Genomic DNA, 14,518 nt, shown 5'->3' with positions numbered 1-14,518 from the left:
CGATGGACGAGATCTTCGGCATACCCGCGCCATTGCTGTTCGGCCAGCTTCTGCTGGGGCTGATCAACGGGGCCTTCTACGCCCTGCTGTCGCTCGGCCTCGCCGTCATCTTCGGCATGCTGAACGTGATCAACTTCACCCACGGCGCCCAGTTCATGATGGGCGCCTTCGTGGCCTGGATGCTGCTGCACTATCTCGGCATCGGCTACTGGTGGGCCCTGCTGCTGGCGCCATTGATCGTGGGCTTCACCGGCGTGGTCATTGAGAAAACAATGATCAGTCGATTGTACAAACTGGACCACCTCTACGGGCTGCTGCTGACCTTCGGCGTGGGCCTCATCATCGAGGGGCTGTTCCGCAACCAGTATGGCAGCTCCGGCATGCCCTACCGCATCCCGCCGGAATTGCAGGGCGCCTGGGACCTCGGCTTCATGTTCATGCCGGTCTATCGCGGCTGGGTCGTGATCGTGGCCATCGTCGCCTGCCTCGCCACCTGGCTGGTCATCGAGAAGACCAAGCTCGGCTCCTACCTGCGCGCGGCGACCGAGAACCCGGCGCTGGTGCAGGCCTTCGGCATCAACGTGCCGCGGATGATGACGCTGACCTACGGCGCGGGCGTGGCGCTGGCGGCCTTCGCGGGGGTGCTGGCGGCGCCGATCTACTCGGTGAACCCGCAGATGGGCGCCAACCTCATCATCATCGTCTTCGCGGTCGTCGTCATCGGCGGCATGGGTTCCATCCTCGGCTCCGTCGTCACGGGCTTCGCGCTCGGCGTCATCGAGGGCTTCACCAGGGTCTTCTATCCGGAGGCATCCGCAACCGTGATCTTCGTCGTCATGGCCATCGTGCTGCTGCTGCGGCCCGCCGGCCTGTTCGGGAGGGCCTGAGCCATGGCCGGTCCCGGTTTCTCCGGAGGGGATTTCAAGCACGAGGAACAGGTGTTCTTCGGCTTCACCCGCACCCAGCTCATCGCCTTCCTGGTGATGGTGGCGCTGGTCGTCATCAGCCCCTTCTTCCTCTACCCCGTCTTCCTGATGAAGGTGTTGTGCTTCGCGCTCTTCGCCTGCGCCTTCAACCTGCTGATCGGCTATGTGGGGCTGCTCAGCTTCGGGCATGCGGCCTATTTCGGCATGGGCGGCTACCTGGCCGGCCACGCGGCCAAGGAATGGGGCCTGCCGCCCGAGATCGCGATCCTGATCGGCGGGGCCACGGGCGCGATCCTGGGCCTGGTCATCGGCGCCATCGCCATCCGGCGCCAGGGCATCTACTTCGCCATGATCACCCTGGCCTTCGCGCAGATGGTCTACTTCTTCTGCCTCCAGGCGCCCTTCACGGGCGGCGAGGACGGCATCCAGTCCATCCCACGCGGGGTGCTGTTCGGGGTGTTCAACCTGAACTCCGACATGACGATGTACTGGCTGACGGCGGGCGTCTTCCTCATCGGCTTCCTGCTGGTGCACCGCATCGTCCACTCGCCCTTCGGCATGGTGCTGAAATCCATCCGCGAGAACGAGCCGCGCGCCACCTCGCTCGGCTACCGCACGGATGACTACAAGCTGATGGCCTTCGTTCTGTCCGCCGCGCTGTCGGGCGTGGCGGGTGGCACCAAGTCCATCGTCTTCGGCATCGCGACCCTGACCGACGTGTTCTGGACCATGTCGGGCGAGGTGGTGCTGATGTCGCTGGTGGGGGGCCTGGGCACCATCTTCGGCCCGGTGATGGGGGCCGTCGTCATCATCACCATGCAGAACTACCTGGCCGAGTTCGGCGCCTGGGTGACGGTGATCCAGGGCGTGATCTTCGTGCTCTGCGTGCTGGCCTTCCGGCGCGGCATCGTGGGCGAGATCGGCAACTGGCTGAAGGTGCGGCTGTAGGCCCCACCTCAAGGCGCCGCCCCGTGCGGGCGGTGCCACCCGCCGGCTGTTGCCGCCCTTCCCGAAAACACGACACATTGCGCGCCGGCCCGCCACTTCAGGCAGGCCGGAGATGAGGAACCCCATGCCCACCCGCCTCTTCGCCGTCGCCCTCTGCGCGGCCCTCGCCATCCCCACCGCCCTGCCCGCCCAGCACGCGGGCCATGCGGGGCACACCGAGCTCACCACCATCAACGGCGTCGCGCCGCGCGGCGTCTATCGCCCGCTGGAGGAGGTGGTGGTGCTGCTCGACGTCACGGCCTCGGACGGGCAGCGCCTGGTGGTCACGCGCGGCATCCGGCGCGCGGGCACGCGGGCGCCCATCCATGTGCACGAGCATGGCGGGCACACCTGCGTGCTGTCGGGCACCATCACGGATTTCGTGGAAGGCCACCCGGACACGGTCTGGCCGGCCGGCAGCTGCTACTACATGCCGGCGAACACGCCGATGACGGCGGCCAATCTCGGCACCGAGGACGCGGTGCTGATGGACACCTTCAAGCTGCCGCCCGGCGCGCCCACCATCACCATCGTGGAGCAGGGCCTGCCGCGCTGAGCGGCCCCTTTGCTCAGCCGAACCCAGGCGCGCGGGATGGCGCGCCCCAGCCCTGCACAATCTTCTCCACGGCCCGGCCCGCGCGCAGCACCAGCGCGTCCTCGAAGGGCCGCCCGACAAGCTGGGCGGACAGCGGCAGCCCCTCCGGCGACAGCCCGGCCGGCATGGAGAGCGCCGGGTTGCCCGTCACGTTGAAGGGCATGGTCTGGATCTGCGCGGGCCCCGGCATGTCCGGCGGGAAGGCGGAGAAGGGCGGCGCGGGCGTCAGCGCGCAGGCGGTCAGCAGCAGGTCATGCTGGCGCAGGGCCACGCGGTTCACCGCCTCCGACAATTCGCGCCGCAGCCGCTGCGCCTGCACATAGTCGGCGGCGCTGAGCGTGGCCCCCACGGCGAGGCGCATGAAGAAGATCTCGCCGTAATCCTGCGGGCGCGCGCGCAGGTCCTGTTCATGGATGGCGAAGGCCTCGGACAGCAGGATCACGCGGCCGCAGGCGTTGAACAGCGCGTAGTCCGGCAGGGTCACGTCCTCGACGATGGCGCCCGCATCGGCCAGGGCCTCGGCCAGGCGGTCCAGCGCGGCGATGGTCTCGGGCGTCACGCCCTCGGCCTCCAGGTAGAAATGGCGCGGCCGGCCGATCCGCAGCCCCGCCACGCCCTCCTCCAGCCCCGAGAGGAAGTCCGGCACCGGCAGCGTGGCGCTGGCGGGGTCCGCGGGGTCGTGCCCGGCGATGACCTGCATGGCGATGGCGGCATCCTCCACGGTGGCGGAGAGCGGCCCGCAATGGTCCAGCGTGTAGGAAAGCGGAAAGACGCCGCGCCGGCTGACCAGCCCATAGGTCGGCTTCAGCCCCACCGTGCCGCAATAGGCGGCCGGCCCGCGGATGGAGCCGCCCGTGTCCGACCCCATGGCCATCCGCACCAGCCGCGCCGCCACCGCCGCGCCCGAGCCGGAGGAGGAACCGCCCGTGACATGCGCCGTGTTCCAGGGGTTGCGGGCGGGCGGCCAGGGCAGGTCGAAGCTCGGCCCGCCCATGGCGAATTCATGGGTGGCGAGCTTGCCCAGCAGCACGGCGCCGCCCTGGGCCAGCTTCTCGGCCACCACGCAATCCTCGGCGGGGATGTGGTCCCGCAGCAGCCTGGAATGGCAGGTGGTGGCGATGCCGGCCGTGCCGTAGATGTCCTTCAGCGCATGCGGAATGCCGTGCATGGGCCCGCGATCCCGGCCCGAGGCCAGCTCCGCATCGGCCCGCGCCGCGTCCTCCAGCGCGCGTTCCTTCGTGACCAGGATGAAGCTGTGCAGCGCCCCGTCATGCGCCGCGATGCGCGCCAGCGCGTGCTCGGTGAGCTGGACGGAGGTCAGGCGGCCATCGCGCAGCCGCGCGCCGGCCTCGGCGATGGACAAATCCTCCAGCGCCGTCATGCGCCGCGGTCCCGCGTGATGTTGTCGAAGCTGTAGATGCCCGCGGGTTCCGCCGCCGCATCGCGCGGGCCGCGCAGCAGGGGCAGCATCGGCCGCAAATCCCGGTAGGCCGCCAGCAGGCCGCGCATCCGCCCGGGTGGTGGCGTGATGCCGGCGCGGGCCAGCGCCGCCTCGAGTTCGCGTTCATCGTCTTCGGGCATCTCTGCGTCCTTCGCTTACCCATCGCCGCGCGCGAGCGTGGCGATGATCTCGTCGGCCGTCTGCACATCGCCGAAGGCCAGGTAGAAGCTGATGAGGGCGGCGTTGTGCTCGGCATCGGTCATGGCGGCATTGGCGTCGGCCACCATGATGGTGCGGAAGTTCAGCATCATGGCGTCGCGTGCCGTGGACTCGCAGCACACATTGGTCAGCGTGCCCGTGATCAGCAGCGTGTCGATGCCGCGCGCGCGCAGCCTCTCCTCCAGGTCGGAGGCGCCGCGGATGAAGGCGCTGTAGCGATACTTGGCCACCACCATGTCGGCCGCCCGGATGTCCAGCTCCGGCCAGAAGGCGTGGCCCTCCGTGCCCGGCGAGACGGAGCGGATGCGCGCGGCGCGGCGCTGCGGGCTCGCCTGCTCCTCCAGCACGGACCATTCCCGGCGCGAGCGTTCGTCCGTCGCGTTCTGCACCCAGGCCACATGCCCGCCCGCCCCGCGCAGCGCCGCGGCGAGGTCGTTGATGGCGGGCACGATGCCCGGCGCGGTGGGCACGCAGGAATGCCCCACATCGGCGCGCATGTAGCCATTCTGCATGTCAATGACGAGCAGCGCCGTGCGGGCGGGAACCAGCGCCGCGAAGGGATGCGGCGTGCCGCAGCGCGCGACGACGCGGCGGATGACATCCTCGGGGATGTGGATCGCGTGGCGCATCAGGCGGGTTCGGCCACGGGCGCGGGCACGCGCAGGCAGCGCACCTGCCGCCCCGGCGCGGGCGCCACCGGCGGCGGCGGCCCCACATCGCAATCCGGCCCGGCCAGGGCGCAGCGCGGCGCGAAGCTGCAACCGGGCGGCAGGCGCCGCATGTCCGGCGGCGCGCCGGGAATGGTCGGCAAATCCTGGTCGCGCGGCTGGTCATGCACGGTGGAGGTGAGCAGCCCCGCCGTGTAGGGGTGCAGCGGCCGGCGCAGCAAATCCCGCACCGGCCCCGTCTCCACCACGCGCCCCGCATACATCACCGCCACGCGGTCCGCGACCTCGGCCGCCACGCCGAGGTCATGCGTGACGATGATCACGGACATGCCCAGCTCCTGCTGGAGGCGGCGCAGCAGGATCAGCACCTGGATCTGCACTGTGGCGTCCAGCGCCGTGGTCGGTTCGTCCGCCAGCAGCAGCTTGGGCTCGCAGGAGAGCGCGAGCGCGATCATCGCCCGCTGCCGCAACCCGCCCGAGAGTTCGTGCGGATAGGCATCGAGGCGGCGCTGCGCGGAGGGAATGCGCACCAGGTCGAAGAGTTCCAGCGCCCGCTGCCGGCCCTGGCGATGACTCACCCCGCGATGCAGCGCCACCACCTCCGCGATCTGGTCGCCCACGCGCACCACGGGATCGAAGGCCGTCATCGGCTCCTGGAAGATCATGGAGACGGTGCTGCCGCGCATGCGGCCGAGTGCCGCGTCGTCCATCGCCAGCACATCCTGCCCCGCGATGCGCACGCGGCCCTGGATCACGCTGCGGCCGCGCGGCAGCAGGCGCATCAGCGCGCGCATGGTGACGCTCTTGCCGGAACCGCTTTCGCCCAGCATGCACATCACCTCGCCGGGCATCATGGTGAAGCTGACGCCGTTCACCGCACGGACATTGCTCTCGCGCGTGACGAAGTTGACGGAAAGGTCCTCGACCTCGACCAGCGGCGTCATGCGGTGGCCCTCGCCTGGCTGTGGCCTGATTTCGGGTCGTGCATGTGGCAGGCCACCAGGTGCTCGCCCGCGAAGGGGTCGGCCAAACTGGGGGCGCGGGTGGCGCACATGGCCTCGGCCATGGGGCAGCGCGTGTGGAAGCGGCAGCCGGAGGGCGGGTTGATGGGGTTGGGCGGGTCGCCGCTGACGGGGGGTTCCTCGCGCCGCCGATCGGGGTCGAGCGCAGGGCGCGAGGCGAGCAGCGCGCGCGTGTAGGGATGACGTGGGGCGTTGTAGAGATCGTCGGCGGGGCCGATCTCCACGATCTCGCCCAGATACATCACCATCACGCGGTCACTGATCCAGCGCACCACGCCGAGATCGTGGCTGATGAACACATAGGTCAGGTTGAAGTCGCGCTTCAGCGCCTGGAGCAGGTTCAGCACCTGCGCCTCCACGCTCTTGTCCAGTGCCGAGACGGCCTCATCCAGGATAATCATGCGCGGGTCCAGCGCCAGCGCGCGCGCGATGTTCACGCGCTGCTTCTGCCCGCCCGAGAGCTCATGCGGGTAGCGCCCGCCGAACAGCGCGGGGTCGAGGCCCACCTTCTCCAGCAGCGCCCGCGCCTGGGCGATGGCCGTCTCGCGCTTCGTGCCGAAGGCGATGGGGCCGAAGGCGACGGAGCCCTGCACCGGCATGCGCGGATTGAGCGAGGAGGAGCTGTCCTGGAACACCATCTGCACCTGGCGGCGCATCTGCGGGACGCTGATGCCGCCCTGCTCGCCCACCGCGTCGCCGTCGAAGACCTGCTCGCCGGCATCGGGCACGACGAGGCGCATCAGCAGCCGCGCGAGGGTGGACTTGCCGCAGCCGGACTCGCCCACCACGCCCAGCGTCTCGCCCTTGCGCACGGTGAAGGAGACACCGTCCACCGCGCGCACATGGGCCGAGACGCGGCCGAAGATGCCGCCGCGGATGGGGAAGTGCTTCCTGAGGCCCTTCACCAGCAGCAGCGGCTGTTCGGGCCCGCCGCGGTCGCGCGGGTCCATGGCGAGGGTCCTGGGGCTTCGCATGAGCATGGGCGTCAGCTCCGCACATCCATGGCCGCGCGCAGCCCGTCGCTGACCATGTTCATGCTGATGGAGGTCAGAAGGATCGCGACACCCGGCATCGCGGCGATCATCGGGTTCACGTAGATGGCCTGGCGCAGCGCGTTCAGCATCAGGCCCCAGTCCGGGTCGGGCGGTGTCACGCCCAGCCCCAGGAAGGAGAGGCCCGAGGCCAGGATGATGCAGACCGAGACCAGGCTGGAGGCGTAGATCAGGATCGGCCCCAGCACATTGCCCAGCACATGGTGGCGCAGCACCAGGAAGAAGGGCGCGCCCGTCGCGCGCGCCGCGTCCACATAGTCGAGGTTGCGGACCTGCGTCGTCGCCGTCTCCGCCACGCGGCAGAGCGGCGGGATGAAGACCAGCGTCAGCGCCACCATCCCGTTGAAGGCGCCGCCGCCCATCGCGCCCGAGATGGCGACGGCCAGCAGCACGGAGGGGAAGGCGTAGAACACGTCCATCGTCCGCATGATGAGGGCGTTCACTAGCCCGCCCGCGAAGCCGGCCACGATGCCCAGGCCGCCGCCGATCAGCGTGGCCACCAGCACGGGCAGGATGCCCATGGTCAGGGTGATGCGCCCGCCATGCAGCAGCCGGCTGAGCATGTCGCGCCCCAGCTCGTCGGTGCCGAGGGGATAGCCCGGATGACCGACCGGCCGCAGGCGGCGGATGATGCTTTCCTGGAAGGGGTCATGCGGCGCGATCCAGGGCGCGAAGATCGCCGAGAGCAGGATCAGCAGCAGCAACGCCCCGAAGAAGAGCGTCACCGGATCATGCCGCAGGCGGTAGCCCACGGTGCCCCAGTAGCCGCGCTGCGGCGGGAGGGCGGGCAAGGCGGCGGCGGTGCCGAGAGTGGCTGACATGGGCGCCTCCTTTCGTCTCAACCGCGCCGGATGCGGGGGTCGAGGGTGGACTGGAAGAGATCCACGAGCAGGTTCGTCAGCACGAAGATCATGGCCAGCACGAGGATGGTGCCCTGCAGCACCGGGATGTCGCGCGTCAGGATCGCGCGGCTCAGCAGGAAGCCGCTGCCGGGCCAGGAGAAGACGGTCTCCACCAGGATGGAGCCGCCCATCAGCGTGCCGAACTGCAGCCCCATCACCGCCAGCACGGGCGGCAGCGCGTTCTTCAGCACGTGCTTCAGCACGCGCCATTCGGGCAGGCCGTTCGCGCGCAGCGTCACCACGAATTCCTGGTTCATCACCTCCGACACCGCCGAGCGCGTGGTGCGCGCGATAATGCCCACCGGAATCAGCGACAGGGTGAAGGCCGGCAGGATGAGGTATTGCAGATGTTCCCAGTTCGTCGGGTCGAACTGGTCATCGGCCATGCCCGAGGCCGGCAGCAGCATCAGCTCCACCGAGAAGATGATGACCAGCACGATGCCCAGCCAGTAGTTCGGCACCGAGACGCCCAGCACCGCCGTGCCGGTCACCACCCGGTCCAGCCAGCTGCCCGGCTTGCGGCCCGCGATGGTGCCCATGACGAAGGCGATGCTGAAGGCGAAGAGAACCGACACCGTGGCGAGCAGCACCGTGTTGCCGAGCGAGCGGAAGATCTCGTCCGCCACCGGCCGGCCATTGGCGATGGAGCGGCCGAAATCCCCGCTGATCACGCGCCAGAGCCAGTCGAGATATTGCAGCACCAGGGGCCGGTCGAGGCCATAGAGGCGCATCAGCCGGTCCACGGTCTCCGCATCCGCATCGGGCGGGAGCAGCGTCTGGATGGGATCGCCCGGCGCCAGGTAGACCAGCGCGAAGCAGACGATGGACACGCCGAGCGCGATGGGCACCGCGGACAGCAGCCGCCGGACGACATAACCGAACATGCTCCCGCTCCGCCTCAGCGCGCCGCGACGGTGACGGGCGTCAGGTCCTGGAACCAGCTCTGCGCCTGCACGAAGCCGCGCACGCGCGGCGACATGGCACGCGGGTTGAGGTCATGCACCACCCACAGCATCACCGCGTCCTCGCTCATCAGCTCATGGATCTGGGTGAGGATGGGCAGGCGCTCGGCCGGGTCGAAGGTGGCGAGCGCGCGGTCAATCAGCGCGTCCATGGCCGGGTTGCTGTAGTGCCCCCAGTTGGAGCCACGCGGCGTGTGCTGCGCGGTCCAGGTGAAGCGCAGCATCCCGTTGAAGGGGTCCTGGAGCGAGCGGCTGATGTTGATGCCGTGCACGCCGCGGTGGCGTTCCCGCCCCTCCCGGCCCACCTGGAGCAGCGCGTTCCAGTCCATGGTCTGGAAGGTCACCTGGAAGCCCGCCGCCTCCAGCTGCGCCTTCACCAGCTCGTTCATCGGCAAGGGCTGCATCTGGCCGGAGCCGGAGGTGGAGATGGCGAGCGTGATGCGGCAGGGCAGGCACCCGGCCTCCTGCAACAGGGCACGGGCGCGGGCGGGGTCGAACTCATACCGCCGTGGGTTGCCGAAATAGGCGGTGGAGGGCGGCATGTTGGCGTACCCCTCCAGCGCCAGCCCGCCCAGCATCTCGCGGAAATCGGGGCGGTTCAGCGCGTGGTTGGCCGCGCGGCGCACCCGCACATCGGCGAAGGGGCCATCCACGAAGTTCAGCTGGTAGGCCCAGTTGTGCGGGTAGGAGTTGGTGACGATCTGCATGCGCGAGGAGCGCAGGCGCGGAATGGCGTCGGGCGCCGGCGCCTCGATCCAGTCCACCTGGCCCGAGAGAAGCGCGGCCGTGCGGGTGGAGGCCTCGGGCATGGGCAGCAGCACCAGCCGGTCATGCCGGGGCACGCGCGCCTGGTCCCAGTAGTCGGGGTTGCGCACCAGCTCCAGCCGCTCGCCCGGCACCATGCGGCCGAAACGGTAGGGGCCCGTGCCGGAGGGGTTGCGCGCGAAGGCGTCGGCATCGTGGTTGACCTCGGCCGAGCGGCGCGGGCTCACCATCATCAGGAAGCTGACATTGTAGGGGAAGAGGCTGTCCGGCTGCCGCGTGGTCAGCGCCACGGTGTAGTCGTCCACCACCTCCGCGCTTTCGAAATTGCCGAGATAGGCGCGGGCGAAGGCGAATTGCCGCGCGTTGAACTGCGGCGCGCTCTCCTTGGTGAAGCGGTCGAAGTTCCAGACGATGTCGGCGGCCGTCAGCGGCGAGCCATCATGGAAGCGCACGCCGCGGCGGATGGTGAACAGCCAGCGGCGGTTGTTCCCGGGGTCTATGCGCCATTCGGTGGCGAGGCCGGGGCGGATGTCCGCCACCACGTCGCTGCGCGAGAGATCCCACAGCGTCAGCGAGTCGTAGAGGTTGTAGCCGACGAAGCGCCAGCCCTCGAAACCCTGGTCGGGGATGCCGGCGGTGAGCGGGATGTCGCCCGCCGTCATCGCGACACGCAGCACGGTTTCCCGCTGCGCCAGGGCCGGCGTGGCCATCATGAAGGAAAGGGCCGCGAAGCCGGCGCACAGCGAAGCGAGGCGTCTCTTCATGTCATCTCCTCAACGACCGCCGTCCGGCGTGCCGATGATTGGGTGGAGTGACTGTCGGCCCTTCCCACTGCCCCCTTTGACGGGGCTGGGAGGAAGCCTAGGAGCCGCGCGCGCTGCGGCGCAACATGAAAATCAATGGCGCCGGAATCATGGGGGTGACCCGGCGCGCGTCCTCACCCGCGAAGGGGTCCCGCAGCGCGATGGTGTCGTCGCGGTCGGGCGAGGTGGAGAGCATCATCACCGGCGCCTCCACCAGCTCCTCGATGCGGCGCACATACTTCACCGCCTGGGCCGGCAGGTCGGCATAGCTGCGCGCACCGCGGGTGGAGCCGGACCAGCCCTCCATCACCTCGAAGATGGGCTCGGCGCGGGCCTGGGCGCGCATGGCGGCGGGCAGGCGCTTCATCACCTCCCCATCCACGCGGTAGCCGGTGCAGAGCTTCAGCTCCGGCAGCCCGTCCAGCACGTCCAGCTTGGTCAGCACCAGGCCCTGCACGCCGCCGATCTTGACCGCCTGGCGCACCATGGCGGCGTCGAACCAGCCGCAACGACGGGGGCGGCCGGTGACGGTGCCGAATTCATGCCCGCGCTCACCCAGCAGGCGGCCCGTCTCGTCATGCAGCTCCGAGGGGAAGGGGCCGGAGCCCACCCGCGTCGCATAGGCCTTGGCGATGCCGAGCACGAGGCCCACCGCATCCGGCCCCACGCCCGCGCCGGCGGCCGCATTGCCGGCCACGGTGTTGGAGCTGGTCACATAGGGGTAGGTGCCGTGGTCCACATCCAGCATGACCGCCTGCGCGCCCTCGAACAGCACGCGCTTGCCCTCGTGGCGGGCGGCGTCCAGCCTTTCCCAGACGGGTTCCGCATAGGGCAGCAGCTTGGGCGCGAGCGCCAGCAGCTGGTCCAGCAGGGCCTGCTTGCTGAACTCCTCGGCGCCCAGGCCGCGCAGCAGGGAATTGTGGTGCAGCAGCAGCTCATCGAGCTTGGCCGACAGCGTCTCCGGCTCGGAGAGATCACAGAGACGAACCGAGCGCCGGCCCACCTTGTCCTCATAGGCGGGGCCGATGCCGCGCCCGGTGGTGCCGATCTTGTCCTCGCCGCGCGCCGCCTCGCGCGCGCGGTCCAGGGCCGGGTGCAGCGGCAGGATCAGCGGGACGTTCTCCGCGATGCGGAGATTGTGCGGGCCCACGTCGAGGCCCTGCGCGCGCACCTTGCTGATCTCGGCCAGCAGCGCGTCCGGGTCCAGCACCACGCCATTGCCGATGACGCCGAGCTTGCCGCGCACGATGCCCGAGGGCAGCAGCGACAGCTTGTAGGTGTTGCTGCCCACCACGAGCGTATGGCCCGCATTGTGCCCACCCTGGAAGCGCACGACGATGTCGGCCCGGCTGGCCAGCCAGTCCACCACCTTGCCCTTGCCCTCATCGCCCCACTGGGCGCCGATCACGGTGACATTGGCCATCAGACGGAACTTTCCTCGGTAACGGGAACGGGCGCGGTGCCGTCCCAGACATGGCTGCACCGCAGCGCGGCCGGCGCGTCGGCGGCCGAGAGGGCGGCGATGGTGGCGAAGCCCTGGCGCCGCAGCCCCTCGCCCACCGCGGGCGCGGTGCCGATGGGCAGGAAGCAGCGCGGGCGGCTGGCGGGCTTGGGCGCGGCGCGCAGCACGGCGTCGGGGTAGAGCGTCATGCCCGTGGCCGGCTCGTCATTCGCGGATTGGTAGCGGCCGCCGCGCGCCATCTCGCCCGTGGCACCCGGCCCGTAGATGGTGAAGGCCACGCCCACATGATAGCGGAAGCCGCGGAACTCCACGGGGTCCAGCGTGACGCGCAGCGAAGGCGCGCGGGCGGCGATGGCGGCGATGACCAGCGCCGCGTTCTCCGCGATGGCGCGCGCGGCCATGGGCAGGTCGAGGCCACGCAGGACCGCCAGCGCGCCCTCGGCCGGGCCGGCGGCGGCGAGCAGCGGCGGCAGCAGCGCGGCCACGGGGCCGGCGTCGCGCGCCAGGGTGGCCACGGCGGCGGCGTCCTTGCGGTCCAGCGCGCGGATCAAGCGGCGGGCCACCGCGTCTTCCAGCCCCGCCGCCTCCAGCAGGGCCTGGGCCATGCGCGGGAGCGTGATGTCCAGGGTAATGCCGGTGACGCCCACACGTGCCAGGGCCTCGGCGGCCACCAGGGCCACTTCCGCATCGGCCTCGGGTGCCGCGCCGCCAATGAGTTCGATGCCGGCCTGGGCCAATTGCCGCGCCGGCGCCAATTCGCTGCCGCGCACGCGCAGCACCGGGCCTTCGTAGCAGAGGCGCAGCGGGCGGGGCTGCGCGCCAAGGCGCGTCGCTGCGATGCGCGAGACCTGGGGCGTGGTGTCCGCCCGCAAGCCCATCATGCGCTGGCTGACCGGGTCCATCAGGCGAAAAATCTGTTCGGAGACGGCGGCCCCCGAGCCGGCCAGCAGCCCGTCCTCGAATTCCAGCAATGGGGGCTTCACGCGCTCATAGCCGTGGCGGGCGAAACCCTCCATCAGCGCCTCGACGAGCGCGGCCTCGCGCTCCGCCGCCGGCGGGAGCACGTCCATCAGGCCCGCGGGCAGCAGCCCGGGCGGAGGGGAGAAGGCGTCGTTCATGCCCCGGCTGTGTGGCAGGGGGGCGGGGTGGGGGCAAGATGGGGTGGGCTTGTGGCGCCATGCGCCCAGGGCCATCTGCGCCGCCATGATGGATGCCAAGACGCTGCTCGAACAATTCCTGGGAAGGGGTGGCCCCGCGCAGGGCGGCAGCCCCTGGCAGATCCCGCCCGGCAAGGCGCCGGCAAAGGCACAGTCGCCCTGGCCCGCCCAGTGGCCGAGCGCCCCTCCGCAGACCAAGCCCGCCCCGCAAGGCCAGGGCAGCCTGACCGACCGTGCGCGGGACCTGCTGGCCGGCGCCGGGCCTGGCGGGGCGGCGCTGGGCGGGCTGGCCGCCGGTGGCCTGCTGGGCACGCTGTTCGGCGGCAAGCGCAGCGCGGCACGCAGCGTGCTGACCCATGGCGGGGCGGCGGCGCTGGGCGCGCTGGCCTATCGCGCCTGGCAGAACTGGCAGGCGGGGCAGCAGCCGGCCTCGGCGCCCCCGGCGGCGCCGCCCGATGCCGCGGCCGATGCCGCCTTCATCCCTGGCGCCACCGAGGCCGCGGCGGGCGAGCCCTTCGAGCTGTCGCTGATCCGCGCCATGATCGGCGCCGCCCAGGCCGATGGGCATATTGACGCCCCCGAACGCGCGAAGATCTTCGAACAGGTGGAGCGTTCCTCGCTGGACCCCGCCGCCAAGGGCTTCGTCTTCACCCTGCTGAACCAGCGCATCGGCGTGGAGCAGGTGGCGGCTGCCGCCAATTCGCCCGAGCAGGCGGCGGAACTCTGGCTGGCCTCGCGCCTCGCCATGGACCCCGACCAGCCGGCCGAGCGGGTCTATCTGGACGCGCTGGCCCACAGGCTCGGCATCCCGGCCGAGCTGGTGGCGCATCTGGAACGCCAGGTGGTGGCGGCCGCCGCCACCTGAAGCGGCCGATTCACGCCTCCGGCGATCCCGCCGAAGGCGATCGGACGCTAGCAGGCATGAAAGCCGCCCCCGGGGATAGGGGCGAATTCCACGATGCCGTGCAGCCGAAAACCCTCAGGGCCCAGCGGCTCCACCACCAGCGCGCCGCCTTCGGGGAAGGCGCGCCCGGCCACCGGGTCGCCCATGATCATGATGGGGGGCGTTCGGTGGCCCACCAGCACGCGGTTCAGCCCCGGCGGCGGGATTTCGGCCAGCAGGCGGCGGTGCTGGTCCAGCACCCAGGCGAGGCGCGGTCCGGAATAGTCATCGGCCAGCAGGCCTTCCGTCACCACCACGTTCTCGGCGCCGAAGGCATGTTCCGCCGTGTCGCGCGCGCGATAGACGGGGCCGGCCAGCACGGGCAGGGCCACCGGCACGCCCAGTTCTCGCAACCTTTCACCGATCCGGGCCGATTGCGCCCGGCCGCGCGGGGAGATGTTGCGCTGCCCCGCCCGGTCGCCCACGCGGAAGCTCCGGTCGCAGGGTTCGCCGGCGGTGTCGGCGTGGCGGAAGAACAGGGTGTGCCCGCCGGCGCGCAGCCGGGCCAGCAGGGGCGCGGCCTCTGGCGAAGTGGCCTCCAGCGGCGAGAGGCGCTGGGCCAGGGCCGGGGTTGCGAGCAACAGGGCGGGCAAGGCGCGGCGGACGATCATGCC

Annotated in this window: 14 protein-coding genes and 1 pseudogene; 4 read left to right on the top strand and 11 right to left on the bottom strand. The window is 70.7% G+C overall.

What is annotated here, in order from left to right; all coding sequences use genetic code 11:
* The first annotated feature begins 2 nt into the window (after positions 1-2).
* The 3 genes from ICW72_RS14440 (at position 3) to ICW72_RS14430 (ending at position 2,469) form a co-directional block, all read left to right on the top strand.
* A complete protein-coding gene (locus ICW72_RS14440; RefSeq protein WP_191083350.1) occupies positions 3-887 on the top strand; it encodes a branched-chain amino acid ABC transporter permease in 885 nt (294 codons plus the stop codon).
* A 3-nt stretch (positions 888-890) separates the two neighbouring features.
* On the top strand, positions 891-1,874 hold the full coding sequence (locus tag ICW72_RS14435) for a branched-chain amino acid ABC transporter permease (protein WP_191083349.1): 984 nt from the start codon (positions 891-893) through the stop codon (positions 1,872-1,874).
* 124 nt (positions 1,875-1,998) lie between these two features.
* Positions 1,999-2,469, top strand: a complete 471-nt coding sequence (locus tag ICW72_RS14430; protein WP_191083348.1) for a cupin domain-containing protein — start codon at positions 1,999-2,001, stop codon at positions 2,467-2,469.
* Positions 2,470-2,482: 13 nt separating this feature from the next.
* On the opposite strand, the gene ICW72_RS14425 is transcribed toward ICW72_RS14430, so the two are convergent.
* From ICW72_RS14425 to ICW72_RS14380, 10 genes and pseudogenes are all read right to left on the bottom strand, one after another.
* Positions 2,483-3,889: an amidase gene (locus tag ICW72_RS14425; RefSeq protein WP_191083347.1), complete on the bottom strand. Its 1,407-nt coding sequence runs from the start codon at positions 3,887-3,889 to the stop codon at positions 2,483-2,485.
* Positions 3,886-4,089 carry a hypothetical protein gene (locus tag ICW72_RS14420; RefSeq protein WP_191083346.1) on the bottom strand — a complete coding sequence of 68 codons (204 nt, stop codon included), beginning with the start codon at positions 4,087-4,089 and terminating at the stop codon, positions 3,886-3,888. The genes ICW72_RS14425 and ICW72_RS14420 overlap by 4 nt, the downstream gene beginning before the upstream one ends.
* Before the next feature lie 15 nt (positions 4,090-4,104).
* The gene (locus ICW72_RS14415; RefSeq protein WP_223880604.1) at positions 4,105-4,797 is read right to left on the bottom strand and encodes an isochorismatase family protein; all 693 of its coding nucleotides are present in this window, start codon (positions 4,795-4,797) and stop codon (positions 4,105-4,107) included.
* Entirely contained in the window at positions 4,797-5,780 is a 984-nt protein-coding gene (locus ICW72_RS14410; RefSeq protein WP_191083345.1) for an ABC transporter ATP-binding protein, read from the bottom strand. Before ICW72_RS14410 ends, ICW72_RS14415 begins: the two co-directional genes overlap by 1 nt.
* The gene (locus ICW72_RS14405; RefSeq protein ID WP_223880603.1) at positions 5,777-6,808 is read right to left on the bottom strand and encodes an ABC transporter ATP-binding protein; all 1,032 of its coding nucleotides are present in this window, start codon (positions 6,806-6,808) and stop codon (positions 5,777-5,779) included. Before ICW72_RS14405 ends, ICW72_RS14410 begins: the two co-directional genes overlap by 4 nt.
* A gap of 35 nt (positions 6,809-6,843) precedes the next feature.
* Positions 6,844-7,731 (bottom strand): ABC transporter permease, encoded by an 888-nt coding sequence (locus tag ICW72_RS14400; RefSeq protein ID WP_191083344.1) that lies wholly within the window; start codon positions 7,729-7,731, stop codon positions 6,844-6,846.
* A gap of 17 nt (positions 7,732-7,748) precedes the next feature.
* Positions 7,749-8,696, bottom strand: coding sequence for an ABC transporter permease (locus tag ICW72_RS14395; RefSeq protein ID WP_191083343.1), 948 nt, complete (start codon positions 8,694-8,696; stop codon positions 7,749-7,751).
* Positions 8,697-8,710: 14 nt separating this feature from the next.
* Positions 8,711-10,303, bottom strand: a complete 1,593-nt coding sequence (locus ICW72_RS14390; RefSeq protein ID WP_191083342.1) for an ABC transporter substrate-binding protein — start codon at positions 10,301-10,303, stop codon at positions 8,711-8,713.
* Between the two features lie 181 nt (positions 10,304-10,484).
* Positions 10,485-11,765, bottom strand: a pseudogene (locus ICW72_RS14385) (adenylosuccinate synthase); the annotation flags it as partial.
* The gene (locus ICW72_RS14380; protein ID WP_191083340.1) at positions 11,765-12,922 is read right to left on the bottom strand and encodes an ATP phosphoribosyltransferase regulatory subunit; all 1,158 of its coding nucleotides are present in this window, start codon (positions 12,920-12,922) and stop codon (positions 11,765-11,767) included. The gene ICW72_RS14380 and the pseudogene ICW72_RS14385, both read right to left, overlap by 1 nt.
* 85 nt (positions 12,923-13,007) lie before the next feature.
* On the opposite strand from ICW72_RS14380, the gene ICW72_RS14375 reads away from it, so the two are divergent.
* A complete protein-coding gene (locus ICW72_RS14375; RefSeq protein WP_191083339.1) occupies positions 13,008-13,826 on the top strand; it encodes a tellurite resistance TerB family protein in 819 nt (272 codons plus the stop codon).
* Positions 13,827-13,873: 47 nt separating this feature from the next.
* On the opposite strand, the gene ICW72_RS14370 is transcribed toward ICW72_RS14375, so the two are convergent.
* Positions 13,874-14,515: a histidine phosphatase family protein gene (locus ICW72_RS14370; protein WP_191083338.1), complete on the bottom strand. Its 642-nt coding sequence runs from the start codon at positions 14,513-14,515 to the stop codon at positions 13,874-13,876.
* Positions 14,516-14,518: the final 3 nt, after the last annotated feature.

Origin of the sequence: Roseococcus microcysteis (assembly GCF_014764365.1) — a bacterium.
Taxonomy (GTDB): Bacteria; Pseudomonadota; Alphaproteobacteria; order Acetobacterales; family Acetobacteraceae; genus Roseococcus; species Roseococcus microcysteis.
This window is presented reverse-complemented; position numbering and strand designations above follow the sequence as displayed.